This is a genomic window from Flindersiella endophytica (assembly GCF_054779015.1).
Window position 1 is genome coordinate 54,102 of sequence record NZ_BAAGYY010000003.1, and the last position, 22,488, is coordinate 76,589.

A 22,488-nucleotide genomic window follows, 5' to 3' on the forward strand; every position below is an offset into this window, starting at 1 on the left:
GGTTACTGCGGGCAACCCTGTGTGCTCGCAGGACGTCGAAAGGGCATGAGGCGTAGGGAACTACTGACGGCCGGCGGGCTGGCGGCGTTGCTCGCTGCTTGCGGCGGCGAGCCGGCACCGGGCCCGCACGACCAGCCGAGCGGAAAGGCGAAAGCAGAGATGTTGACCGCATCCGGCGTCACCCGTGAGCGGCCGCAGGCATCCGCCGCGGTCGAGCCAGTCGTCGACGGATTGTCCGCTTTTGGCCATGCCCTGATCGGTACGCTCGACTCCAGGACCAGGAACGTGGTCGTCTCACCGTTGAGCATCGCGTACGCGTTCGGCATGGTGCGGGCGGGCGCGCTCGGCCAGACCGCCGCGCAGATCGATCGGGTTTTCGGATTCCCCAAGCAGGGCTTGCATCCCGCGCTGAACGCGATCACCCAGGACGCCGTGACCGTCGACGGGCCGCCGCCGCGGACAGCTGCCGGCGCGAAGCGGTCGCCCGACAAGCCGCCTTCGCCTCCGATCGTGGCGGTCGCGAACGGGCTGTTCGTACGCGCGAGCTTCGAGGTGCGGCAGGAGTTCCTGCGGGTGCTGGCCGCGCAGTACGGCGCCGGCGTCCGGACGGTCGACTTCAGCACCGACCAGGCGGCCGAGGTGGTCAACGCCTGGGCGGCCAAGCAGACGGCGGACCGGATCAAGCAGGTCTTCGAGCAGCTCGACCCCGACACCGCGCTGGTGCTGGCGAACGCCGTTTACCTCAAGGCCGACTGGCAGGCGCCGTTCGAGTCCGGCCTGACCCGCGACGAGGCGTTCACCAAGGCCGACGGCTCGAAGGCCAACGTGCCGATGATGCACAACGCCACGCTGCGGGCCGCATTCGCCGAGGGCGAAGGCTGGCAGGCGGTCGAGCTGCCGTACGCCGGCGGCGAGCTCGCGATGCGGGTGATCGTGCCGGCGTCAGTGTCAGCGCTGCCGGACCTGCTCGCGCCCGCGTCGCTGGCGGCCGTCGGCAGCGCGCTGCGGCCGGGCCTGGTCGACTTCGCGATGCCGAAGTTCGACTTCGCGACGGACGTGCAGCTGGTGCCGTCGCTGCAGCGACTCGGCATGACCGTGCCGTTCGACGCGGATGCCGCGGACTTCAACGGGATCGGAGTGAGGGAGAACCTCTACATCACGCAGGCCGTGCACAAGGCCAACATCACCGTCGACGAGTGGGGCACCGAGGCCGCCGCGGTAACGGCGATCGGCATGCGCACGACGGCGATGCCCGTGGTCGACACCCGAATCCGAGCCGACCGGGCGTTCGCGTTCTCGATCGTCCACAAGCCGACGGGCGCGCAGCTGTTCGTCGGCCAGGTCGCCGACCCGTCGGTCTAGGGGGTGTCCTGCAAGTGTCGCCGGGCTGCGGCGGCCCTGGCCCCACGCTGGCTGCGTTGGACGAAGGTCGCCCGTATGACCTTGTGCGATCGACTCCGCCCGCCTTGCCAGCATGGCACCCTTCCGCATCACCACCGTGGTGCCAGCCCGGCGCCACTCTGCTCATTTGGCGGCTACGCCGCCGGGCGTCCTCGCTATCCGCCGACACTTGCAGGACACCCCCTAGTCGCCAGAGCCAGAGCCGTCGGTACGCAGGACCGTGTGCGGCTCGTCGATGCCGAGCGGCTCGAGCCGCGTCCTGAGCACCTCGAAGGTGTTGCGGCTCATCCGGATGCTGCCGCCCAGGTCGGCGTTGCGCGCCTCGACGCGGCTCCAGGCTAGCTCGTCGTCGCAGACGACATGGTGGAGCCGGCTCTCCGCGCCGCACGCGGCGACCAGCGCACGCACCCGATCCCGCTTGGAGCGAGCCCAGAATCCCTGGTCGAGCACCACGTCGATGCCGTGCCGCAGGCACTGCGTCCAGACCGGCTCCATGACCCGCTCCACGCGATCGACCAGCACGCCGAAGTCGGCGATCTCGGTCTCGTCGTCGCTGTAGAGGCGGCCGATCCACTCATCGGTGCTGAACCGGATCGCCGGCAGCTCCCGCTCCAGCCGGGCGGCGAACGTGGACTTGCCCGCGCCGATGTAGCCGTAGATCAGATGAGCTGTCGCCACGCGGTCGGTCAGCGGTCGACTTCCTTGGAACGGCGGCGTACGGTCTTGAAGCTGCCGCCGCCGAAGATGCCGACCCCGCGCACGGTGACGATCGGTGCGCCGGGAATGGGATCGTCGTCAGTGCGGACCTCGAAGCCGCCGAAGACTCCGCCGGTGTTGTCGCGCAGCTCCACGCCGTCGGGCACCTTGACGTCGCAGCCGCCGAAGAGCGCGAACACCTGGATCTCGACCTCACGCGCCTCGAACGTCGCCTCGGTCATGTCGATGTCGAAGCCGCCGAAGACACAGATCATGCGCGTCTTGCGCCGGACCCGCCAGCGGCCCTTCCGGGAGCCGCCGCCGAAGATGCCGATCAGCTGGTCGGTGTCGCCCGAGGCGTTACGGGTGTCGATCATCCCCGACATCGAGCCGGCCGGCGCGGGGTGCGCCCGTTCGTGGAGTGCGGGCAGGTCGTACGTGATCGGTTCCAGCTCGCCCATCGTCTTGGCCTGGTAGACCAGATCGAGCCGCTCGGAGTGTTCCGCCGCGTCGAGCCGGCCGTCGGCCAGCGCCTGGCCGAGCAGCTCCACCACGTGTTCCCGTTCGGCGTCGGACGCGCGGATGTCCCGGCTGCGCTCCGGAAGATTCTCCATGCGCAAACGATAGCCCTGGCATCTGTTGACAGCGCGTCAGATCAGCCAACGTTTGCCAGCTTGTGGTGCAGCATCACCTGGCGTGTCGCGCGGTAACCGCACGCTTCGTAGAACCCGGCGGCGTCGTGGTGGCAGAACAACGAGACCAGCGGCACGGGATCCAGCGCGGCCTCCAGCCTGGCCACCAACTGGCGGCCCGCGCCGGTGCCACGCTCGGACGGGGCGACGACCACGTCTTCCAGGTACGCGTGGAACTTCCCGTCGGTGATCGCCCTTGCGAAGCCGACCAGCCGGCCGTCCCGCCAGGCGCCGACCGCCGGGAAAGCCTCGACCACGGCGTCGACGTCCTCGGCCGTACGTTCCGGCCACCAGTTCTCCACCTTGTACAGCTCGACCACCGCGGCCCCGGGGATCGGCCGCTCGCCGGCTGTCAGTACTTCGATCAAACCCACAAGACAGCGACCCTACGCGCTCCATAGGGTGACCGAGTGGCAGACAACGGCACCGCGAACGATCCCGCCCCGAGCGTGCTCGCGGCCATCGCCGAGCAGCGCGGCCTGCGCCCGGACCAGGTGGTGCCGATCCCGGCGGGCGTGGCCAACCACGTCTATCTGCTGGGCGACGAGCTCGTGCTGCGGATCCCGCGCTCAGCCGAGTTCGCGCGGGATCTGCGCAAGGAGGCGCTGGTGATCCCGGCGGCCCGCCGCGCGGGAGTACGGACGCCCGCGGTCGTGTCCTACGACAACACGCACGCCCTGCTCGACGTGCCGTACATGATCTGCGAGCGCGCCCACGGCACCGATCTCGACCAGCTCGGCCTCTCGCCGGGCCGGACGCCGGGAGTGATGCGGCGGCTCGGGCGTGAGCTGGCGAAGCTGCATCGAGTACGCCGCGGAACGTTGCGAGCACCGGAGCTGCCGACCGACGTGGGCGGCTGGGACGCGCGGGTACGTGTCGCCGAGCTGGCCAAGCAGGGCTGGCTCGACGCGGAGGCGGGGCGCTGGCTGGACGGCTGGTTCGACCGGCTCGCGAAGTACCGGCCCGAGCCGGCGCCACTGGTCCTGCTGCACGGCGACGTCGCGCCGCAGAACCTGCTGGTCGACGCCGGCGGCCGCGAGCTGCGAGCGCTGCTCGACTGGGGTGACGCTGCCTGGGCGGACCCGGCGATGGAGTTCGCGAAGCTGCCGCTGTTCGACCTGACCGACCTGCTGGCCGGCTACCGCGACGAGCTCGACGACCCCGGCGAGGCGGGAGAGTGGGAGGCGCGGGCGCTTTGGTACCACCTCGACTGGGGCCTGGCCGGCCTCGCGGCCGCCGAGCCGAAGCCGGGCCAGCGCCACTGGACCGCCCCACCTCCGAGCCGCCTGCTCGGCGTGATGCGCTTCTTCACCGGCAACGTCCCCGAGCCGTGGCGGTCACTGCGCTAGACGCGCACCCACCGCTTCAGTCGACGATGCAGAACTCGTTGCCTTCAGGGTCGAGCAGCGTCGTGTGGCCTTCGTACGTCTTGAAGACGCTCGCACCCAGCGCGACCAGCCGTTCGACCTCGGTGGCCCGATCGGGCGCGGACAGGTCGAGGTGCAGGCGGTTCTTGCCCAGCTTGGGCTCGGGCACCTCCTGGAAGAACCACGTCGGTCCAGGCCCGTCGACCGCGACCGTGGGATCGGTCTCGGGCGTGTAGCCGAGGCCGGCCAGCCGCGCGATCTCCTCCTCGTCGTACGGCCGGACGTCGTAACCGTCCAGGGCCGCCGCCCAGAACCGCGCCAGCGGCGCCGCGTGCGCACAGTCGACGACGATGTCCCGCAACGCAGCCATCGACCCACCTCCTTGACCCAAGCTTGACCCGGGCCTGACCCAGGCTCGAGTCAGTCTTCGACGAGCGCCGGCCGCTCGGGATGGTCCCACAACACGACGGCATCGGCCGTCTCAGCCGGCAGGACCTCTGAGGTATAACGCGCGTACGCCGGCAGCGTCCACCGATTATCCGGCTCGGTCTGCCGCTCCAACGCTGCCGGCGACATCGACAGGTGTACGGCGAAGTCGATCGGCAGCCCGTTGCCCAGCAGCAACGCGCCGTCCAGCACCACCACACCGTTCGGAGGCACCGTGACGTACGAGGCCCGCGTCGCTCGCTCGGCCTCCACGTCCCACAGCGCCGGCAGCACGCGTCCCGACTCTCCGGGCTCAACCGGGTCGAGCAGCTCCCGCCGCAGCCCGCCCCAGTCGAGCCAGTCCTCGTAGAAGGCGTCCGGATCGTCCTTGCCCCGTTCGAACCTGAGCGACGCGGCGCGCAGGAAGTCCCAGGCCGACGCGCGCAGGACCTCCCGCCCGCGCAGGCGCAACGGCGCCACCAGCGCGTCCGCGAGGGTCTCGGGACGCCCGGCCGGCGGACCGTCGACGACGACCCGGATGCGTTGCTCCGGCTCGACACGAGCGATCCGCTCGGCCAGCTCGTCCACCAGCGCGTCGAACGTGATCGGGCGGACGCGCATCAACCTGTGTAGTAAGGCCGCAGCTCGACCGCGCCGAACCGCCAGTCGGGAAAGCGGGAGGCGATCTCCTGCGCGCGTTCGGGAGTGGCACAGTCGAGGATGAAGAAGCCCGCGAGCTGCTCCTTGACCTCCGCGAATGGCCCGTCCGTCATCGACAGGGCGCCCTCACGCACCTTGAACGTCTTGGTCTGTCCCGGTTCGGCCAGCGGTGCCGCGTCGACCAGCTCACCCGAAGCCCTGATCTCGCCCAGCAGCGCCTCGAACTCCTTGTCCATCTGCTCGCGCAGCTCGTCCGGCACGTCCTGGAACTGGTGCGTCGGGTGCGCCCAGGTCGGAGGGTTCGTGTAGATCAACAAGAGGTACTTCACGGCACCAGCCTTTCAAAGAACGCGCGAATGTCGGCGACCAGGAGGTCGGTCGCGTCGTGAGACGCCCAGTGGCCGCCGGTGTCGTAGACGTTCCACGACACGATGTTCTTGTGGTCGCGCTCGGCGAACGTCCGCACCGTACGCCAGTCGTTCGCGAACTGCGCGACTCCCACTGGCACCGTGGTTGGTGCTGTCGGCTCCGGCGCGTGGCGGTCCTCGTAGTACATCCGCATACCCGACGCGATCGTGCCCGTGAGCCAGAACGTCATCACGGTGTCGAGTGTGAAGTCCTTGCCCACGCCGAGGCAGAGCTGGCCGATCCACGCGGCCAGCCCGGCGGGCGAGTCGCACAGTGCGTGCGCGAGCGTCTGCGGCACCTGCTCCTGCACGACGTGGTACGCGCCGCCGTTCTGGTCGAACCAGGCGTTCATCTCCCACGCCTGCCGCTCGTCCTCCGCCAGCCCGGCGAGCTCCGCCGGGTCGCCGGACGGCTCGGCGAAGATCTGCGTGACGTGTACGCCGGCGACAGCTTCGGGTGCGTGCCGGCCCAGCTCGAGCGAGACGTGCGTTCCCCAGTCGTTGCCGACCACGCCGTACCTGTCGTACCCGAGCCGGCGCATCAGCACCGCCCACGCCGCGCCGACCCGGGCCGGTCCCCAGCCGCGATCGCTCGTCGGACCGGAGAAGCCGAAGCCGGGCAGCGACGGGATCACCAGGTGGTAGTCGGCCCGCAGCGGCTCGATGATCGGCAGGAACTCGGCCACCGTGCCCGGCCAGCCGTGCGTGACGATCAGCGGCAACGCGTCTTCGTTGGTCGAGCGGACGTGCAGGAAGTGGACGTTCTGCCCGTCGATCGTCGTCGTGAACTGCGGGTAACTGTTGAGCTTCGCCTCCAGCCGCCGCCAGTCGTAGCTCGTCCGCCAGTAGTCGACCAGCTCGCGTACCCGCTGTACGGGCACGCCGTAGTCGCCGCCGGCGTCGGGCAGTTCCTCGGTGAAGCGCGTACGGGCCAGCCGGGCCCGTACCTCGTCCAGCTCGGCCTGCGGGATCTCGATCGTGAACGGGCGGATCTCGGTGTTCTCAGTCATGTCAGTTCTCCTTTCAACACCGAGGTCGGGCCGGCTCGACAGGCTTCGACATTTCGTCGCGAGAAAAATGTTCGCCGAATTTCGCGAACGAAATGTCGAAGCGTCCCGACACCCGCCGACGTACCGGCGAGAGTGCCGAAGAGCGGCCGGAAGGAGAGAACGATGAGTCTGACGTTTCCTGGTGAGTCCGTGGAGTACCGCACCGCGCGGAACCTGCTCGCCGAGCGGGAGGCCGAGCTGGCGCGGCTGACCGAGGAGGTCGCCGCGGCCAGGCGGAAGCTGCCGCCCGGCGGTGAGATCCCGCAGGACTACGTGTTCCAGGGCATCGGGCGCGACGGCAACGAGACCGACATCAAGCTGTCGGAGCTGTTCGACGCCCCTTCTGGGAGCCGGGACACGCTGGTGATCTGCAACTTCATGTACGGGCCGGAGATGAAGCGGGCCTGCCCGTGGTGCACCCAGCTGTACGGTCCGCTGGATCGCGCGGTCGAGGACATCGAGCGCGAGGTCGCGTTCGTCGTCGTCGCGAAGTCACCGCTGCCGCGGATCCTCGCCTACGCGCGGGAGCGCGACTGGCGCAACCTGCGGCTGCTGTCCTCGGGCCGGACGACCTACAACCGCGACTACAACGCGGAGTCGGCGGAGGGCGCGCAGATCTCGATGCTCAACGTCTTCCAGCGCGACAGCTCCGGCGTGATCCGGCACTTCTGGGGTGCGGAGACGCAGGAGCTGGGCTGGATCGGACCGCACGTGCTGGACGTCACGCCGCACGGGCAGTGAACGCGGAGGCGTGATCGGCGGCCCACTGGGCGTAGGTCCGGGCTGGGCGGCCGGTCACGTTCTCGACGGTCGGCAACGTCGGTGCGGTGCTGCCGACGCTGCCGGCCCAGTAGTCGAACGTCGCCTCGATCACCGGGAGGGGCATGTATGCGCTCAGTGCCTGGATGCCCTGCTCCCTGGTCAGTTCGTCGAAGCGCAGCTCGCGACCGAGCGCGTCGCCGAGGATGCGTACCCGGTCGACGGTCGTGAGCGACTCGGGGCCGGTCAGGTCGTACACCTTGCCCTCGTGCCCGTCCTCGCGCAGCGCGGCGACCGCGACGGCGGCGATGTCGCGCTCGTCGACCGGTGCCGTCGCGGCCTGGCCGTACGCGGCGCGGATCGTGCCGTCGGCGTTGATCATGCCGGCCCACATCAGGTCGTTGGACATGAACTGGCCCGGCCGTAGGTAGGTCCAGGTCGCGCCGGACTCGGCGACGATCCGTTCGGCGGCGGCGTGCCACTGCTCGACGGGGTTGGGCTTGCCGAAGCTCACCATCATCGCCGAGAGCAGCACGACGTGTCGTACGCCGGCGAGCTTCGCGGCCTCGGCGAAGCCGTCCAGGCCGCCGGGAGCGGGGAACAGGAACAGCTTGTCGACGCCCTCGAGCGCCGGGCCGAGGGTCTCGGGCTGCGCGAGGTCGGCACGTACCACCTCGACGCCGGCGGGGAACGTGGCGCGTCCGGGGTCGCGCGAGGTCGCGCGGACCTGCTCGCCGGCGTCCAGGAGTTGGGCGACCACGTTGCGGCCGACGTTGCCGGTGGCTCCGGTGACCAGGATCATGACTGCTCCTCGTTCGTGTCGTAGGTGATGTCGTACTTGGCTGCGATCGGGTTGATCTTGTGCGGGTCGAGCCGGCCGTCCTCGGTCTGGACGGTGGTGCCGGCTTCGAAGAGGTCCTCGAGGTAGTGCTCCCAACCGCCGGGCGACGAGATCTGGATGACGCGCGGCGGCGGGTCGGAGGCGGGGCTCAGCGCGTGCGGGACGCCATGGGGGAGCAGGGTGAACGCGCCCTTGCCGGCGACGTGGTGGGTGCCGTCGACGTCGATGCCGAGATCGCCTTCGAGAACGTAGATCGCCTCGTCGGCCTGGTGATGGACGTGCCGGGGGATCGGTCGGGCGATGGTGACCTCGAGCAGGGAGAACCTGCCCTCGGCGTCACCGGTCGTCGCCTTGACGGCGAAGCTCGGCGGCAGTGGCGTACGGCCGCCCGCGCTCGGCGGGCGTGCTTGGCCCGGGTCGAGCAGGATGAAACGATCGTGGGACATCTTGGTGGTGGGTTCCTTCCGCCTTGCACTAGAATTGATCCGGAAGTGGAGTCGGATTCCACTTCCGGATTGGAAGCATAGCCAGAAGGGTGCCGCTGTTGTCAACCACTCCGACGCCTGCGGGCCGCCGGCCACGCGCCGACGCCGAACGCAACCGCGCGCGCGTCCTGGAAGCCGCCCGCGCCCTCTTCACCGAACGCGGCGACGACGTACAGCTCCCCGAAGTTGCCCGGGCGGCGGGCGTGGGTGTGGGCACCGTCTACCGCAACTTCCCGACGCGGGAGGCATTGGTCGAGGCGGCGGCGCAGGAACGCTTCGCCGAGATCGCGCAGTTCGCGCGCCGGGAATGCGTGGGCTCGCCGGACCCGGCCGGCGCCTTGGACCGCTACCTGCGCCATGTGGGTGGGGCCCTCGCGGGTGATCGCGGGCTGACTACGTCGATCGCGGGGTCGTTCGGAACAGCCGAGCCGAAGGGGGAGGCGCGAGAGGTGCTGACCGAGGTGGTGAGCGACATCCTGGCGGAGGCCAAAGCTGCGGGCGGGCTCTCGCCAGATGTCTCGGTGACGGACGTGATGATGATCTGCTGCGGCTTGGCGGCGGTGGTGCGTACGGGCTCGGGCGAGTGGGGCCGTTACGTGGAGCTGGTGCTCAGCGGTCTCCGCGCCCAGTGATGCCGGCTGTACTCGGTCGGCGGCCTTTGGTTGCCTGGGCGTGTCCCAGTGGCTGGGGTTCCTGTGCCGCCGTGAGACAGCATCTTGACTTTGGAGCCTCTGCCGCCCACCACGGCACGCTTTCGTCGGATGGTGGACCGGTCGGGGTTGTTCGACGCGTGCCTGGCCTGTGCGCCAGCACAGTCTGATTCCTGGCTTCCCGGAACCTCACCCGTCGGACGCGACATGCTTGCATTTGGCCGGCGATGCCCAGGGGCGCAAGGCCAAAACCCAGGCAAAACCGAAGAGCCGAAGCCTTGCGGCCCTGGGCAGCGTCGGCTAAACCTTCGGTGGCGCGTCCGACGGGTGAGGGGCCGGGAAGCCCCCCGGTTCCGAGCCCTGAGTGTCCGGCCCGCCGGAGGCAACCCACAACGGCAAAGCCGCCGCGAAACAACCCAAGCCCCGAACAACCAACCGCCAAACCACAAGAACCACAGCCAGAAAAGGAGCCGAGCCACCAGACCTGGAACGACCTCAGCCGTCGCCCGGATGGCTCGGACCACTGCCCGCCCCCGTACGTTCGATAGCAGCCGCGATCTCCGCGAGATCCTCCTCCGTCAGAGCGAGCCTCCCAGCCGCTAGCCACCCATCGATCTGATCGGGCCTGCGGGCGCCCACGATCGCGCCGGTGACGGCGGGCCAGGACAGGACCCAGGCCACCGCCACAGCCGCCACCGACACGTCGTGGCGTTCGGCAACCGGCTCGAGCGCCGCCGCCAGCGCGAAGTTCGCCGCCGCGGCCTCACCCGTGAAGTTCGGGTCGCGGGAGCGCCAGTCGTCGGCCGGGAGGGCGGCTGCCCGTGCGGCATCGAAGCGGCCGGTCAACAGGCCTGCCTGCATGGGGCTGTAGACGATCACGCCGGTCTGGTTGCTCGCGCACCACGGCAGGAGCTCCGCCGCCACGTCCCGTTTGATCGCGGAGAACGGGGGCTGCAAGGTGTTGACGTGCCCCAGCTTCTCGGCCGCGGCCAACTGCTCGGCGTTGTGGTTCGACAGCCCGACAGCGCCGACCTTGCCGGACGCCTGGATGTCGAGCAGCGTCTGCCAGTACTCCTCGATCGGCGTGCCGTCCTCCGCGGGCCAGTGCAGCTGCATCAGGTCGATCCGCTCCACGCCGAGCCGGCGCAGCGAGTCGTCGACGCCCTTGTGCAGGCTCGCGGCATCGCCGACGCGGCGGGCGCGTTCCTGCCGGTCGGCGTCGTTCCAGACCAGGCCGCACTTGGTGAAGACGTACGGCCGGTCGTCGCCGCTGAAGGGCGCCAGCGCACGTCCGACGACCTCCTCGGAGTGCCCGAGCCCGTACACCGCGGCGGTGTCGATCCAGTTGACGCCGCGTTCGACGGCATGCCGGATCGCGGCGACGGACTCCGAGTCGTCCTGCTCGCCCCAGGCGAACGACCAGCCCGAGCCTCCGATCGCCCAGGCGCCGAAGCCCACGCGCGTGATGTCCATTCCGGTACGACCGAACGGTACGGTCGGCAAGTCAGTTGTCGGCATGCCCACCATTCTTGCGGGCGGCGGCCGGTGCCCGATCTACGCGAGCAGCAGCGTCTTGCCCACGACCTGCCGGTTCTCGATGGCCGCGTGCGCCTCACCTGCGCGTTCCAGCGGATACGTCCGTCCGACGAAGGGCCGGATCCGGCCGTCGGCGGCTGCGGCCAGCGCGCGGGCGGTCGTCTGCCGGAGCTCGCCGGGTGCGAGCTGCACCTGCTCGATCCTCGTCAGCGTGATGCCGGCCGCCGTCGCGTCCGGCTGGTCGAGGCCGGTGAACGAGCCGCTCGGCATCCCGTGCGCCGAGAACCGCCCGCCGGGCGTGACGAGTCCGAACGCCGCCCGTCCCAGCTCGCCGCCCACGCCGTCGAACACCACCTCGACGCCGGAGTCGCCCACCAGGGAACGGACCTCCGCCACCCACTCCGGCGCGGAGTAGTCGACGGCCTCGGCACCCAGCGACCGTACGGCTGCCAGCTTCTCCGCGCCTCGCGCCGCACCGACCACCCGCGCACCGGCGCCGGCCAGCAGCTGCACGAGCACCAGCCCCATGCCGCCGGCCGCGCCCAGCACCAGCGCCCACCCGCCCTGACGAGGCGCGCCCACCTTGTCCAGCAACGCGAGCGCCGTCGGCCCGTCGTGCAGCAACGCCGCGGCATCGGTCAGCTCGAGCCCGGACGGTACGTCGACCAGCGCGTCGGCATCGACCACCGCCCGCGACGCGTACGCACCCCGCGCTCCACCCGTGTGCGCGGCCACCGCCCGCCCCGCCCACGCCGGATCGACCCCGGCGCCGACGGCGGACACCCGCCCGGCGACGCCGTTCCCCGGAACGTACGGCGGCTCGATGCCCCAGTACTCCGAGCCGATCCCGGCCCGGATCTGCGTCTCCACGAACAACGTGTCCGCCGCGGCCACCTCGATGACCACCTGCCCGGCACCGGCAACCGCGTCCGGGACTTCGCGCGTCCGCAGGACGTCCGGACCGCCAAACTTGACTGCTTCCACAACTCGCATGCCAACCACCCTGCAACCTCAACCAAGGTCGAGGTCAAATGAACGAGGCCCCAGCGCTGATCGCGATCGGCGGGCTGCCCGGTGCCGGCAAGACCACAGCCGCACGTCGCCTGTCGGCGCACCGCGGGATGCCGCAGCTCTCCTCGGACTTCATCGGCTCCACGCTCCGCCGCTCGCTCGCCGGCCAGGTCGCCGGCAGCGATGCGTTCCGCGCCGGCTACGACCTGCTGTTCGAGCTCGCCGCCGAGTTCCTCGACAGCGGCGGCTCGGTGATCGTCGACATCACCCTGGGCTGGGCGTTCCAGTGGGAACGCCTCGACGCGATCCACCGGAGCCGTCCGCAGGTGCGTTTCGTTCCGCTGCTGCTGCGCTGCCCGCGCGAGGTCTGCGTCGAGCGCATCGACCGCCGGCACGAGGCGAGCGGCGGCACGCAGGCGCCGGCGCGTCAGCTGATGGCTGAACGGCCCCAGGTCTGGAACTTCGTCGAAAACCTCCAGCGTTCAGATCTGCGCATGGTGGATGCCTCCGGCGAGCCCGATCAGGTCTTCCGGCACGTACTCGACCAGCTCGACCAAGCTCTGAAGGGAGACCTGCGATGACCGCGGCTTATGACGAGGTGGCCGACGCCTACGACGTGTGGGTCGGCGCCAGCGCACCGATGGACGATCCGACACTGACCGAGCTGGTCGGCGACGTCCGCGGCCTTCACGTGTCCGCGATCGCGTGCGGCCAGGGTCGCGAGGCCCGCTTCCTCGCCGAGCGGGGCGCGGTCGTGACCGGCGTCGAGCTGTCGGAGCAGCAGCTGGCCAAGGCCCGTGCGTACGAGGCCGAGCACCCGCTGGGCATCACCTACCTCCAGGGCGACGCCCAGTCGCTCACCGCCCTGGAGGACTCCGCGTACGACGGCGTGGTCTGCCACATGGCGCTGATGGACATCCCCGAGCTCGCGCCCACGTTGCGCTCGGTCGCGCGCGTGCTGCGTCCCGGCGGCTGGTTCGTCTTCTCGATCACCCACCCGTGCTTCAAGGCCCCGGCCACCGGCGAGCTGGTCGACCACGTGACCGGCACCGTCCGCCGTACGGTCGGCCGCTACTTCGTCGAGGGCAGGTGGGAAGGCCCCGGCAAGTTCAGCGACCGCCTGCCCGCGGTGGCGTACCACCGCACGCTCAGCACGTACGTCAACGAGCTGACCGCCGCCGGCCTGCCGATCGTCCAGCTCCGCGAGCCGGCGCTCGACACCCCGATCTGGCGCGAGGTGCCCTGCCTCCTCTACGCCCGCTGCCTCAAGCCCGCCCCATCAACCGCGACGACGGGATAGCCTGCCGCACGACTGCTCCGTCCCGGTCGAGGGCGATGGCTGAGCGGTGACACCGCTCCCCGGGCCGTCAAATTCGGTATACCGAACCGATCCGCCGCCTACCGTCTGGCGGCCGTTCGCGTTTTTAGGTACCCGAGATCGGTGCTCTGCCGGATGCTGTCGTAGCGGATCGGCGACAGTATGTGAACGGTACGGCAGGAGCCGTAGCCGCGGATGAGTTGGTGCGCACGACGGCCCGGCGGGCGGGCTCGTCGAGTGCGGGGCGACCGGCACGAAGTCGACCGCGGGATGCGCTGGGTGCGATCCGCGCTCCCGGCCGCCTGACCACGCCCCTGGACCCCTCGCGCGTGGTCGGGTGGCCGGGTTCACACCCGCCGCCACCCGGCCGGATTCGCGCTCCAGGGCTCCGGATCCCCCTTGTGGCGTGGTCAGGTGGCCGGGTTCACGCTGGACGCGGGCGTTGCAGGCGCGCCGGACGGCGGCTCTGCTGACTCCGGTCCCTGCGCGACGGCGAGGCTGGCGATCTGGGCCCGCGAGGAGTATGTGAGCTTCCCCAGGATGTGCTCGATGTGCGAGTCGATCGTCCGCTTCGAGACGACCAGTCGCTCGGCGATCTGCCGGTTCGACATCCCGTCAGCCACCAGCACGGCGACCTCCTGCTCGCGCCGGGTGAGCGCCGCCCATCCGGTGAGCTGCTGCCCCGACGCCCGCCGCCGGCGTTCGCCCTGCTCGATCGCCTGCGCCACCGCGACGCGGAGCGGCAGTGCCGCGCCCTTGGCGAACTGCGCCTGGAACCGGGTGCCGCCGAGCCGCGCCTTCGCCATGGCCACCGCGTCGTCGTGCGCCTGGTGCATGGTCGCGATGTTCAGCCGCGGCTCGCTGAACTTCTCCCACACCTTCGCCGCTGTGCCGAGATGCGCAGCCGCCTGGTCGTACTGTCCCTGCGCCGAAGCGATCCAGCCCATCGTCTCGAACGAGAACCCCAGCGCCTGCAGGTGGTTGATCTCGAAGCTGATCACCATCGCCGTACGCAGATCGGCCTCGGACTCGTCGAAGCGACCGAGCCCCCACAGCGCGCAGGCCCGGATCCAGGTGAACCACCCGAGCGTCCAGCGGTCGCCGTTCGCGCGCAGCAGGGCGTCGGCGTGCTCACTCGCGGCCAGCATCTCGTCGTACTTCGCCGACACCGACAGCGCACCGCAGATCGTGGCTTCGGCCCAGGCCTCGCCACCGAGGTCGCCGATCGCGGCGAACTGGCGGCTGGCGTCGCCGAGCTGATCGACGGCCTGGCCTGGCTCGCTGGTCAGGGTGTAGCGCAGCCCGCGCACGAACGTGATGTAGGCCAACGCCGACCGGTCGCCGTACTCCTCGGCGAGCTCGGCGGCCTCCTCGTTGAGCGCCGTCCCCAGGTCGTGTTGCCCCGACATCAGGTGCAGGTGCCCGCAGGCGTACAGCGCCCGCATCCGCGCGGAGCTGGGCTGGTGGCACAGCTCCAGCAACCGGTCCAGCCAGTAGTGCCCCTCCACGACCCGGCCCATGCCCAGCCAGAGCCCCCACAGGCAGGCCGCCATCTCCATGCCGAGCGGCGCCTCGCCGTCGGAGGTGGAGCAGAACTCCAGGGCGCTTCGCACGCTGGCCAGCTCGCGGCTCAGCCGCCGCAGCCAGGCGAGCTGCTTCCGCGACAGCCATTCGGGCGCGAACGCCCGGGCCAGCGCGAGGTAGTAGTCGCGGTGGCGGGCACGGAACGTGTGGACCTCGCCGTGCTGCTCCAGCAGCTCCAGGCCGTACTCGCGGATCGTGTCGAGCATCCGGTAACACGCGCCGGTCTCGTCGTCGACCCGCAGCACGATCGCCTTGTCGACCAGGCCGATCAGGTGCTCGAGGATCTCGTCGGCCGGCAGGTCGTCGCTGGAGCAGATCTCCTCGGCCGCGGTCAGCTCGAACTCGCCGGCGAACACCGAGAGGCGGGTCCACAGCAGCTGTTCGGCCGGCGCGCACAGCTGGTAGCTCCAGTCGATGGCCGTACGCAGGGTGTGGTGCCGCGGCGCGGCGGTCCGGCTGCCACCGGTCAGCAGCCGGAAGCGGTTGTCGAGCCGTTCGAGCAGGCCGCTCAACGGCAGCGCGCGCAGGCGTACGACAGCGAGCTCGATCGCCAGCGGGATGCCGTCGAGCCGATGGCAGAGCCGGGCCACGTCGGCGCGGTTGGCGTCGGTGAGCCGGAAGCCGGATACGACCGCCTCCGCGCGTTCGGCGAACAGCACCATCGCGTCGGTGGGCTCGCTGGCCGGGCCGGGGTCCTCGTCGGGGTCGGCGACGGCCAGCGGCAGGATCTGCAGCAGTTGCTCACCTGGCGCGCCGAGCGGCTGCCGGCTGGTGGCGAGGATGCGTACGTCCGGGCAGTGCTCGAGCACCGTCTGGGCGAATCGCGCGCAGGCGTCGATCAGGTGCTCGCAGGTGTCGAGCACGATCAGGATCCGTTTGCCGTTGAGGTAGGACAGCATCGCCTTGAGCTGCGAGGCGCCGGTCTGGTCGGAGCTCTCCGGAAGCTCGAGGGCCGCGGAGACGGCGTTCGGCAGCAGGTCGGGGTCGCGGAGCGCGGACAGCCCCACGAAGCAGACGCCATCGGGGAACTCGTGCATGCGTTCGCGGGCGGTACGCATGGCGACGCGGGTCTTGCCGACACCGCCGATCCCGATCAGCGTGACCAGCCGGCTGGTGGAGAGGGCGGCCCCGACTTCGGTCAGTTCGGCTGCCCGGCCGACGAGACGGGTGAGCTCGGCCGGCAGTCCGCCGGTACCCCGGACTTGCTCGAGGTCGCTCATGCTGCTCCCTTGGATAGGTATACCGATACTAGGCGCAGCCGACCATGATCGGTCTAGGTATGGACGTAGGGCCGTGGCGCAGGTCGGGCGAATGCGTGCGAACGACGACGTACGCACGCTGCTCAGCCCAGGCGGATGAGCTCTGCGGTGGTGAACCTGCCCTGTTCGAAGGTCAGACGAGCACCTTCGCAGTGCCCGAACGGCCCGCCCCAGCTCGCGCGGTCGGCTCTCGGCAGCGCGGCGACGAGCCCGGCTTCCAGGCTGCCGCTGTGCCCGATCACCAGTGCGGTGGCGTCCTCGCCGAGCGGAGTGAGCAGGTCGCGCCAGAGCTCGGCCACGGCGTGGGCGTAGTGGTGGTAGTCCTGGTCACCGGCGATCACCCTGGCCAGTTCGGCGAACGGGTGCTCGGCCAGCCACCACCGCGAGTCCTCGGTGGCGGTGTAGACACCTTCGCCCGCGGTCAGCGTGAGCAACTCGTGGTCGACCGCGAACCCCATCGCGATGGCAGTCTCGCGGCTGCGCGGCGACACCGACGCGGCGACGACGTCGTACGGCCCCATCTCCGAACCGAGCCGGCGAGCGAGCTCGACGCCCTCCTTCGACAGCTGCGAGCCGCCACCGTTCTTGCGCACGCTGTGCCGGCGGATCTCCAGTACGGACACGGTTCCCTCCTCCTGCGCCGGGCCACCTGGCTGTCGCCGCTCTCGGGGCCGGACATGCAGAAGGGGCACCACCTGCTGGCGGTACCCCTTGCATTTGGGTCGGGGTGGCGGGATTTGAACCCACGACTTCTTCGTCCCGAACGAAGCGCGCTACCAAGCTGCGCTACACCCCGGTGTGGCACGACTCGGCCAGGGGTTCCTGGCTGGAATCGCTTGGCGAGTCTACCGGGCGTCGGTCGCGGCTCGCGACGGGGTATCCGCCATTCGCCGGTAGACCCGCGCCGTCGGTTGGTTGTCGCGCGGCAACGACTGCCAGTACTCGAAGCCGAGCTTGTCCATCACGCGGATCGAGCGGGCGTTCAGCTCGACCGTGATCGAGACCAGCTGCCGGAGGCCGAGCCGCTGGTACGCCAGGTCGCGAACCGCTTGGGCGCCTTCGGTGGCCAGGCCCCGGCCCCACGCCGAGCGGTCGAGCCGCCAGCCGAGCTCGACCTCGTCGGGGAGGATGCGTTGCCGGCTGAGCCCGATGAAGCCGGCGAACGCTCCGGACGACCTGAGCTCGACGGCGTACAGGCCGAAGCCGTGGGTCTGCCAGCCGGCCTCGATCCGGTCGGCGAAGCTCGAGCTCTGCTCCGGGGTCAGCAGGCCTCCGACGTGCTCCATCACCGCGGGGTCGGCGTTCATTCGTGCGAAGGGTTCGCGGTCGTGCGGTTGCCACGTACGCAGGACGAGACGTTCGGTCTCGATTCGGTGCGGAAGTCCGCTCAACTCGCGGCCCGCAGGGTGAGCAGCGTGGCCTCGGGGTAGCAGGCGAACCGGATCGGCGCGTACGGCGAGGTGCCCAGCCCGGCGGAGACGTGCAGCCAGGACGCGCCCCAGCGCGACAGTCCTTTCACCCGGCGGGTGTCGAGGTCGCAGTTGGTGACCAGTGCGCCCCACAACGGCACGCAGAGCTGGCCGCCGTGGGTGTGACCGGCCAGCAGCAGGCGATATCCGTCGGCCGACATGGCGTCCAGCACCCGCCGGTAAGGCGCGTGCGCGACGCCGATGGTCAGGTCGGCGGTGTCGTCGGCCGGGCCTTCGACCTCTTCGTAGAGATCGCGCTTGATGTGCGGGTCGTCGACACCGGCGAACGCGAGCCGGCGGTCGTCGACCTTCAGCTCGCCCTTGGCGTTGTTGAGGTCGAGCCAGCCCGCCTCGGCGAACGCGTGGCGCAGGTCGTCGATCGGCAACCGCGGCGCGGTGAGCTTGTCGGGGCCGCCCCTCTTGTAGAGGTATTTCGCGGGATTGCGCGGCACCGGCGCGTAGTAGTCGTTGGAGCCGAAGACGAACACGCCGGGCAGGTCGAGCAGCGGCTCGTACGCCTCGATCGCCGGCAGGATCGACAGCCGGTGGGAGATGTTGTCGCCGGTGTTGACGACCAGGTCGGGCTCGAGCGCGGCGAGGCCGCGTACCCACTCGATCTTGCGCCGCTGGTCAGGCATCAGGTGCAGGTCGGACAGGTGGAGTACGCGCAACGGACGCGAGCCCGGGGCGAGGACCGGCACGTCGAATCGCCTGAGCCGGTAGGCGTTGACCTCGTATGCCGCCCCGTACGCCACGCAAGCAGCGCCGGTCACGGCCGTGGCGGCCAGCGCCCGCAACGTAAACTTCGCGAATGGGTGCACCCAGCCAGGTTGCCACACTGTGCTTATCCAGCCCCCGCGACCATCACATTTGCGGCTCCGCCGCGTGGCGCCCGCCCGGGCCCACCCCACTCCTCCCCTGAGACGTGGTGTGACCCGGGCGTACGGTGTCGGCGTGCCAGACTAAGCCGCATGAGCGAGCTCAAGGAGCGGTTGCGCGCCGACATGACGGCGGCGATGAAGGCCCGTGAGGCCGGTAAGGTGTCGACACTGCGAATGGTCCTCACCGAGGTGACCAACGCCGAGGTGTCGGGCAAGTCCGCCCGCGAGCTGACCGACGACGAGGTGCTGGCGGTCCTGGAGAAGGAAGCCAAGAAACGCCGCGAGTCGGCCGAGACGTACACCGAGGCCGGGCGCTCGGAGCTCGCGGACAAGGAACGCGCGGAGGAGGAGATCATCGCGGCCTACCTCCCCGCCCAGCTGTCCGACGGCGAGTTGACAGACATCGTCCAGTCCGCGATCGCCGAGGCCGGCGCCTCGGGCATGAAGGACATGGGCAAAGTGATGAAGCTCGTCCAACCCCAGACCAAAGGCCGCGCCGACGGCAGCCGCGTGGCGGCGGAGGTACGTTCGCAGCTCGGCTGAGCACAGTCGCCGGCCAGCGTGAAAGGACCCGGCTCCGCGGGATCGCGGGGCCGGGTCCTTGTCGTTTGCTGCTGTCCGTCAGTCGTCCTCGACCCTCGGGAAGGGCGGGAACGTCGGCGTGGGCTCGGTCGGGTTGGGATTCGGCGGGGTGGTGATCTTGCACCGCGGCGGCGGGTTGGGCTTGTTGCAGTCTTGCCGCGGATCCTCCGGCAGCTTCGGCTCCGGGCGGTGCTGGCCGTTGGAGAGCGTCAGGGTGATGACGCTGCCCGAGCCCGCCCGCTTGCTCGGCCACTGCTTGATCACTGTGCCGCGAGGCTCGTCGGAGTAGTCGGAGCCGCCGATCGAGACCTGGAAATCGGCGCCTTCCAGGACGCGGGTGGCCTTGGACTGGCCCATCCCGACGACCCACGGCACGTCGACCTTCACACCGCGGATGGTCTTGGGGTCAGGCTCGACGAAGTTGGGGCTCTCGGTGCCCTTCAACGCGCCCCGCATCGCGGCCAGCCAGATCGGGCCGGACAGCCGGCCACCCCAGACCTCGTCGCCGTTGACCTTCCGGCCACCCAGGGTCTGGTTGAGCAGCGTGCGCTTGGTCGGGTGAGCGTCGGCGATGATCGCGAAGCCGGCGAGGTTGGTGGTGTAGCCGGCGAAGGCGACGTTGACGCGCTTGTCGTTGGTACCGGTCTTGCCGGCCGCCTCGCGGCCTTCCTTCAGCATGCTCATCCGCTTGGCCGTACGCGACGGGTCGTCGCCGTCGACCACCTGGCGGAGGACGTAGTTGACACCGTCGGCCACATCCTGCGGGATCGCCTGCTTGCAGTTGGCGCCGGTGATCGGCAGCTTGGTGCCCTTGCGGTCGAGCACGTCGATCAGCGGTGTCGCCGTGCAGTGCTTACCGCGAGCCGCGAACGTGGCATAGGCCTCGGCCATCGACAGCGGTGTGACGTCGTTGACGCCGAGCACGAACGGCTTGTACTGCTCGAGCCGCTTGCCGTCACCTCGCTTCACGCCGGCAGCCTCTGCGATCTTGGCCGGCTCACAGATGCCCGTGCGCTTCTCGAGGTTGGCGAAGAACGTGTTGACCGAGCGGGACGCACCGGTCACCATGTCGATCCGGCTGGCACCGGCCTTCGTCGAGTTGGACACCTTCCACGGCGTGCTGACCTGGCCGGGCTTGCCGTTCGGGCAGGTCTTCACCGGGCCGGTGATCGTCGTCCCCGACGGCGAGGGGAACTGGTCGCTGAGACCGACCCCCTGCTTGATCGCCGCGGCCGCCACGAACGGCTTGAACGTCGAACCCGGCTGGAAGCCCAGCCCGCCGTTGTGCTTCTGGTCGACGTTGTAGTTGATGTAGGTGTCGCCCTTCTTGGCGTCGTTGCCCATCGGCCGCGACTGCGCCATCGCCTTGATGTGTCCGGTGCCCGGTTCGACCAGCGAGACCGCGCCGACCACCTTGTCGGTGGGATACAGCCGCGACCTGAGTGCCGCCTCGGCGGCGTTCTGTGCCTGCACGTCGAGCGTGGTGCGGATCGTCAGACCACCCTCGTTGATCAGCTTGCTGCGCTCCTCACGCGAGTTGCCGAGCGCGTCGTCGTTGAGCAGCAGGCTGCGGGCGTAGTCACAGAAGAAGGGATAGTCGCTGTTGGCGCAGCCGTTGCGGGTGTCGGTGACCTTCAGGCCGAGCGGAGCCTCCATCGCCTTGCGCGCCTCGGCTTGGGAGACCGCCTTCGTTTCGTACATCCGGGACAGTACGAGGTTGCGCCTGCTCAACATGGCCTTCTGCGTCTCTTCGCTGAGCGACGCCGGCGGGTTGCGGACCAGGCCGGCCAACGTGGCCGACTGAGCGAGGCTGAGCTTGTCGGCCGAAACGCTGAAGTAGTGCCGGGCAGCGGACTCGATGCCGTAGGCCAGGTCACCGAAGTAGACGATGTTGAGGTAGTTGAGCAGGATGTCGTTCTTCGACATCGCCTTCTCGACCTCGACGGCGTAGCGCAGCTCCTGCAGCTTGCGGCCGTAGCTCTCTTCGAGCGCCTTCTGCCGCTGTTCAGGCGTGTTGGCGCTTTCGGCGAGCACCTGCTTGACGTACTGCTGGGTGATACTCGAACCACCCTGCGAGACCCCGCCGGACTGGCTGTTGCGGACCATCGCACGCATCGCGCCCTGCGCGTCCATCGGCCCGTGCTCGTAGAACCGCCAGTCCTCGATCGAGATGATCGCCTTCTGCATCAGGGGCGAGATCTTGTCGAGGGTCGCGAGGTTTTCGCGGTTCTGGTCGTAGAACGTCGCGAGGAGGTTTCCGTCGGCGTCGAGCATCCGGCTGCGCTCAGGTGGGTTGAGCTTCGGCAGGTCGGACGGCATGTTCTGGAACGAGTCGGTCATCGACCGCGCGCCGAGGCCCATCATGCCGGCGAACGGGATCGCGAGCCCAGCCACGAGAACGCCGGTCAGGGCGCTTACGACCAGGAACAAGAACAGGTGCGTGACGAACCCGCGCTCGCGGATCGGCCGTCCGAGCGCTCGGTTCGTGGAATGAGGTCTGCCGCCTCTTCTAGGCATGGCGCTAGAGTACGCAAACCTCCTGACATTCGCAGCGCGCGCTTCACCGCTCCGCTCCGGATCAGTCACTGTGAGTACCTATCTGGCCGCGAAGTGTTGACAAACGGGGCATTGAACACACTTACTTTCCAAATTGGTCACCTTGGGGACTGTTGCTTTCGGCTGCCACGCTCTAACGTTCTGCCAGGGCGTTGTGGGGAGCGCTCACATGAAAAGGGGTCACACACTGGCGGTGTGACCCTCGGTCAGGGGAGGGACCCCGGTATGGCATGGAGTGGTGACTGGGTTCGACTAGCCGCCTGTCGGAAGCTGGACGAGCCCGATCGACTGTTTGTGCAAGGTGCTGCACAACATGACGCCAAGACTGTGTGCCGAGGTTGCCCGGTTCGGCTGGAATGCCTAGCCGAGGCGCTTGACGCGCGGATCGAATGGGGCGTTTGGGGCGGAATGACAGAACGCGAGCGGCGTGCGGTGCTGCGCCGCCGGCCCGCGGTGACCTCGTGGCGCAAGCTGCTTGAAACGGCGCGCACGAGATACGAACAACCGGACGATGTCATGGCGGTCACGCAGTTACAGATACGCGCGGCCGGCTGAAGCGGGTTTGGGAGGACCCGCTTTCGCCACGGTTCTCCGGGGGGAGATAGATACAGCCTGGACCCTGCACCTTCTCCGGTGAGGCGTGCCACGGCGCGCCCAGCCTGGTGCGAATGACCACGTTAACCACGGCTTTGGCTGGTTAACGTGGTCATTGGCCCACGCGGCTGGGCCGCACGTCCGGCATTGGGCCACGCGGTCCGGCCTGCGCAGGCGGGCCGCGTGTTCGGTATTGCGCCGCGCGGTCCGGCCAGCGCGGGCGGACTGCGAGTTCGGCACTCCGCCACGCCAACAGGTGCTTCGC

At 69.7% G+C, this 22,488-nt stretch carries 24 protein-coding genes and 1 tRNA gene; 8 read left to right on the top strand and 17 right to left on the bottom strand.

The features are described 5' to 3' along the window. The first annotated feature begins 45 nt into the window (after nt 1–45). The gene (locus tag ACYVF6_RS01535) at nt 46–1,362 is read left to right on the top strand and encodes a serpin family protein (RefSeq protein ID WP_460514895.1); all 1,317 of its coding nucleotides are present in this window, start codon (nt 46–48) and stop codon (nt 1,360–1,362) included. A gap of 222 nt (nt 1,363–1,584) precedes the next feature. Here the strand turns inward: ACYVF6_RS01535 and ACYVF6_RS01540 are convergent, their stop codons facing one another. The 3 genes from ACYVF6_RS01540 to ACYVF6_RS01550 are packed head-to-tail and all read right to left on the bottom strand — an operon-like array spanning nt 1,585 to nt 3,157. After that, nucleotides 1,585–2,079, bottom strand: a complete 495-nt coding sequence (locus tag ACYVF6_RS01540; RefSeq protein ID WP_460514896.1) for a P-loop nucleotide/nucleoside kinase family protein — start codon at nt 2,077–2,079, stop codon at nt 1,585–1,587. Nucleotides 2,080–2,087: 8 nt separating this feature from the next. After that, nucleotides 2,088–2,711 carry a DUF1707 SHOCT-like domain-containing protein gene (locus tag ACYVF6_RS01545; protein WP_460514898.1) on the bottom strand — a complete coding sequence of 208 codons (624 nt, stop codon included), beginning with the start codon at nt 2,709–2,711 and terminating at the stop codon, nt 2,088–2,090. 41 nt (nt 2,712–2,752) lie between these two features. Beyond that, a complete protein-coding gene (locus ACYVF6_RS01550; RefSeq protein WP_460514900.1) occupies nt 2,753–3,157 on the bottom strand; it encodes a GNAT family N-acetyltransferase in 405 nt (134 codons plus the stop codon). A 42-nt stretch (nt 3,158–3,199) separates the two neighbouring features. Here ACYVF6_RS01550 and ACYVF6_RS01555 point away from each other — a divergent pair, with 42 nt between their 5' ends. Continuing rightward, nucleotides 3,200–4,138 (top strand): phosphotransferase family protein, encoded by a 939-nt coding sequence (locus ACYVF6_RS01555; RefSeq protein WP_460514902.1) that lies wholly within the window; start codon nt 3,200–3,202, stop codon nt 4,136–4,138. A 16-nt stretch (nt 4,139–4,154) separates the two neighbouring features. On the opposite strand, the gene ACYVF6_RS01560 is transcribed toward ACYVF6_RS01555, so the two are convergent. From ACYVF6_RS01560 to ACYVF6_RS01575, 4 genes are read right to left on the bottom strand one after another with little or no spacing between them, the layout of a single operon-like run. After that, nucleotides 4,155–4,526, bottom strand: coding sequence for a VOC family protein (locus ACYVF6_RS01560; protein ID WP_460514904.1), 372 nt, complete (start codon nt 4,524–4,526; stop codon nt 4,155–4,157). Between the two features lie 50 nt (nt 4,527–4,576). Next, a complete protein-coding gene (locus ACYVF6_RS01565; protein ID WP_460514906.1) occupies nt 4,577–5,203 on the bottom strand; it encodes a nucleoside/nucleotide kinase family protein in 627 nt (208 codons plus the stop codon). After that, complete coding sequence (locus tag ACYVF6_RS01570) at nt 5,203–5,571, bottom strand: YciI family protein (protein ID WP_460514908.1); 369 nt, start codon at nt 5,569–5,571, stop codon at nt 5,203–5,205. The genes ACYVF6_RS01565 and ACYVF6_RS01570 overlap by 1 nt, the downstream gene beginning before the upstream one ends. Further along, complete coding sequence (locus ACYVF6_RS01575; protein ID WP_460514910.1) at nt 5,568–6,659, bottom strand: epoxide hydrolase family protein; 1,092 nt, start codon at nt 6,657–6,659, stop codon at nt 5,568–5,570. The genes ACYVF6_RS01570 and ACYVF6_RS01575 overlap by 4 nt, the downstream gene beginning before the upstream one ends. Nucleotides 6,660–6,821: 162 nt before the next feature. Between ACYVF6_RS01575 and ACYVF6_RS01580 the strand changes: the two genes are divergently transcribed. Continuing rightward, a complete protein-coding gene (locus tag ACYVF6_RS01580) occupies nt 6,822–7,439 on the top strand; it encodes a thioredoxin domain-containing protein (RefSeq protein ID WP_460514912.1) in 618 nt (205 codons plus the stop codon). Here the strand turns inward: ACYVF6_RS01580 and ACYVF6_RS01585 are convergent. Together ACYVF6_RS01585 and ACYVF6_RS01590 are read right to left on the bottom strand one after the other, a co-directional pair. Further along, nucleotides 7,420–8,259: an SDR family oxidoreductase gene (locus ACYVF6_RS01585; protein ID WP_460514914.1), complete on the bottom strand. Its 840-nt coding sequence runs from the start codon at nt 8,257–8,259 to the stop codon at nt 7,420–7,422. The two genes, ACYVF6_RS01580 and ACYVF6_RS01585, sit on opposite strands and share 20 nt — an antisense overlap. After that, complete coding sequence (locus ACYVF6_RS01590) at nt 8,256–8,744, bottom strand: cupin domain-containing protein (RefSeq protein WP_460514916.1); 489 nt, start codon at nt 8,742–8,744, stop codon at nt 8,256–8,258. The genes ACYVF6_RS01585 and ACYVF6_RS01590 overlap by 4 nt, the downstream gene beginning before the upstream one ends. Nucleotides 8,745–8,842: 98 nt before the next feature. Between ACYVF6_RS01590 and ACYVF6_RS01595 the strand changes: the two genes are divergently transcribed. After that, complete coding sequence (locus ACYVF6_RS01595; protein ID WP_460514918.1) at nt 8,843–9,415, top strand: TetR/AcrR family transcriptional regulator; 573 nt, start codon at nt 8,843–8,845, stop codon at nt 9,413–9,415. Nucleotides 9,416–9,928: 513 nt separating this feature from the next. Here ACYVF6_RS01595 and ACYVF6_RS01600 read toward each other — a convergent pair. Together ACYVF6_RS01600 and ACYVF6_RS01605 are read right to left on the bottom strand one after the other, a co-directional pair. Then, the gene (locus tag ACYVF6_RS01600; protein WP_460514920.1) at nt 9,929–10,951 is read right to left on the bottom strand and encodes an aldo/keto reductase; all 1,023 of its coding nucleotides are present in this window, start codon (nt 10,949–10,951) and stop codon (nt 9,929–9,931) included. 36 nt (nt 10,952–10,987) lie between these two features. Next, the gene (locus ACYVF6_RS01605) at nt 10,988–11,962 is read right to left on the bottom strand and encodes an MDR/zinc-dependent alcohol dehydrogenase-like family protein (protein WP_460514921.1); all 975 of its coding nucleotides are present in this window, start codon (nt 11,960–11,962) and stop codon (nt 10,988–10,990) included. Between the two features lie 38 nt (nt 11,963–12,000). On the opposite strand from ACYVF6_RS01605, the gene ACYVF6_RS01610 reads away from it, so the two are divergent. Both ACYVF6_RS01610 and ACYVF6_RS01615 read left to right on the top strand, forming a co-directional pair. Further along, a complete protein-coding gene (locus ACYVF6_RS01610) occupies nt 12,001–12,561 on the top strand; it encodes a P-loop nucleotide/nucleoside kinase family protein (RefSeq protein WP_460514924.1) in 561 nt (186 codons plus the stop codon). Then, nucleotides 12,558–13,280, top strand: coding sequence for a class I SAM-dependent methyltransferase (locus ACYVF6_RS01615; RefSeq protein ID WP_460514926.1), 723 nt, complete (start codon nt 12,558–12,560; stop codon nt 13,278–13,280). Before ACYVF6_RS01610 ends, ACYVF6_RS01615 begins: the two co-directional genes overlap by 4 nt. 428 nt (nt 13,281–13,708) lie before the next feature. Here ACYVF6_RS01615 and ACYVF6_RS01620 read toward each other — a convergent pair whose 3' ends face one another. The 5 genes from ACYVF6_RS01620 to ACYVF6_RS01640 form a co-directional block, all read right to left on the bottom strand. Next, the gene (locus ACYVF6_RS01620) at nt 13,709–16,102 is read right to left on the bottom strand and encodes an ATP-binding protein (RefSeq protein WP_460514928.1); all 2,394 of its coding nucleotides are present in this window, start codon (nt 16,100–16,102) and stop codon (nt 13,709–13,711) included. Between the two features lie 122 nt (nt 16,103–16,224). Then, a complete protein-coding gene (locus ACYVF6_RS01625; RefSeq protein WP_460514930.1) occupies nt 16,225–16,764 on the bottom strand; it encodes a histidine phosphatase family protein in 540 nt (179 codons plus the stop codon). 99 nt (nt 16,765–16,863) lie between these two features. Further along, a tRNA-Pro gene (locus ACYVF6_RS01630) sits at nt 16,864–16,937 on the bottom strand. 49 nt (nt 16,938–16,986) lie between these two features. Next, the gene (locus ACYVF6_RS01635; RefSeq protein ID WP_460514932.1) at nt 16,987–17,532 is read right to left on the bottom strand and encodes a GNAT family N-acetyltransferase; all 546 of its coding nucleotides are present in this window, start codon (nt 17,530–17,532) and stop codon (nt 16,987–16,989) included. After that, on the bottom strand, nt 17,529–18,431 hold the full coding sequence (locus tag ACYVF6_RS01640) for a metallophosphoesterase (RefSeq protein ID WP_460514934.1): 903 nt from the start codon (nt 18,429–18,431) through the stop codon (nt 17,529–17,531). The genes ACYVF6_RS01635 and ACYVF6_RS01640 overlap by 4 nt, the downstream gene beginning before the upstream one ends. Before the next feature lie 150 nt (nt 18,432–18,581). Here ACYVF6_RS01640 and ACYVF6_RS01645 point away from each other — a divergent pair, with 150 nt between their 5' ends. Beyond that, nucleotides 18,582–19,034 (top strand): GatB/YqeY domain-containing protein, encoded by a 453-nt coding sequence (locus ACYVF6_RS01645; protein ID WP_460514936.1) that lies wholly within the window; start codon nt 18,582–18,584, stop codon nt 19,032–19,034. A 78-nt stretch (nt 19,035–19,112) separates the two neighbouring features. Here ACYVF6_RS01645 and ACYVF6_RS01650 read toward each other — a convergent pair whose 3' ends face one another. Then, a complete protein-coding gene (locus ACYVF6_RS01650) occupies nt 19,113–21,590 on the bottom strand; it encodes a penicillin-binding protein (RefSeq protein ID WP_460514938.1) in 2,478 nt (825 codons plus the stop codon). A 264-nt stretch (nt 21,591–21,854) separates the two neighbouring features. On the opposite strand from ACYVF6_RS01650, the gene ACYVF6_RS01655 reads away from it, so the two are divergent. Next, nucleotides 21,855–22,184: a WhiB family transcriptional regulator gene (locus tag ACYVF6_RS01655; protein WP_460514940.1), complete on the top strand. Its 330-nt coding sequence runs from the start codon at nt 21,855–21,857 to the stop codon at nt 22,182–22,184. Nucleotides 22,185–22,488: the final 304 nt, after the last annotated feature.

Bases quoted from the DNA above. Each gene is read 5' to 3' on its own strand.
- ACYVF6_RS01565 (WP_460514906.1), bottom strand. From the start codon at position 5,203: ATGCGCGTCCGCCCGATCACGTTCGACGCGCTGGTGGACGAGCTGGCC.
- ACYVF6_RS01600 (WP_460514920.1), bottom strand. From the start codon at position 10,951: ATGCCGACAACTGACTTGCCGACCGTACCGTTCGGTCGTACCGGAATG.
- ACYVF6_RS01605 (WP_460514921.1), bottom strand. From the start codon at position 11,962: ATGCGAGTTGTGGAAGCAGTCAAGTTTGGCGGTCCGGACGTCCTGCGG.
- ACYVF6_RS01545 (WP_460514898.1), bottom strand. From the start codon at position 2,711: ATGGAGAATCTTCCGGAGCGCAGCCGGGACATCCGCGCGTCCGACGCC.
- ACYVF6_RS01590 (WP_460514916.1), bottom strand. From the start codon at position 8,744: ATGTCCCACGATCGTTTCATCCTGCTCGACCCGGGCCAAGCACGCCCG.
- ACYVF6_RS01615 (WP_460514926.1), top strand. From the start codon at position 12,558: ATGACCGCGGCTTATGACGAGGTGGCCGACGCCTACGACGTGTGGGTC.
- ACYVF6_RS01645 (WP_460514936.1), top strand. From the start codon at position 18,582: ATGAGCGAGCTCAAGGAGCGGTTGCGCGCCGACATGACGGCGGCGATG.
- ACYVF6_RS01610 (WP_460514924.1), top strand. From the start codon at position 12,001: ATGAACGAGGCCCCAGCGCTGATCGCGATCGGCGGGCTGCCCGGTGCC.
- ACYVF6_RS01585 (WP_460514914.1), bottom strand. From the start codon at position 8,259: ATGATCCTGGTCACCGGAGCCACCGGCAACGTCGGCCGCAACGTGGTC.
- ACYVF6_RS01620 (WP_460514928.1), bottom strand. From the start codon at position 16,102: ATGAGCGACCTCGAGCAAGTCCGGGGTACCGGCGGACTGCCGGCCGAG.
- ACYVF6_RS01650 (WP_460514938.1), bottom strand. From the start codon at position 21,590: ATGCCTAGAAGAGGCGGCAGACCTCATTCCACGAACCGAGCGCTCGGA.
- ACYVF6_RS01575 (WP_460514910.1), bottom strand. From the start codon at position 6,659: ATGACTGAGAACACCGAGATCCGCCCGTTCACGATCGAGATCCCGCAG.
- ACYVF6_RS01535 (WP_460514895.1), top strand. From the start codon at position 46: ATGAGGCGTAGGGAACTACTGACGGCCGGCGGGCTGGCGGCGTTGCTC.
- ACYVF6_RS01560 (WP_460514904.1), bottom strand. From the start codon at position 4,526: ATGGCTGCGTTGCGGGACATCGTCGTCGACTGTGCGCACGCGGCGCCG.
- ACYVF6_RS01580 (WP_460514912.1), top strand. From the start codon at position 6,822: ATGAGTCTGACGTTTCCTGGTGAGTCCGTGGAGTACCGCACCGCGCGG.
- ACYVF6_RS01655 (WP_460514940.1), top strand. From the start codon at position 21,855: ATGGCATGGAGTGGTGACTGGGTTCGACTAGCCGCCTGTCGGAAGCTG.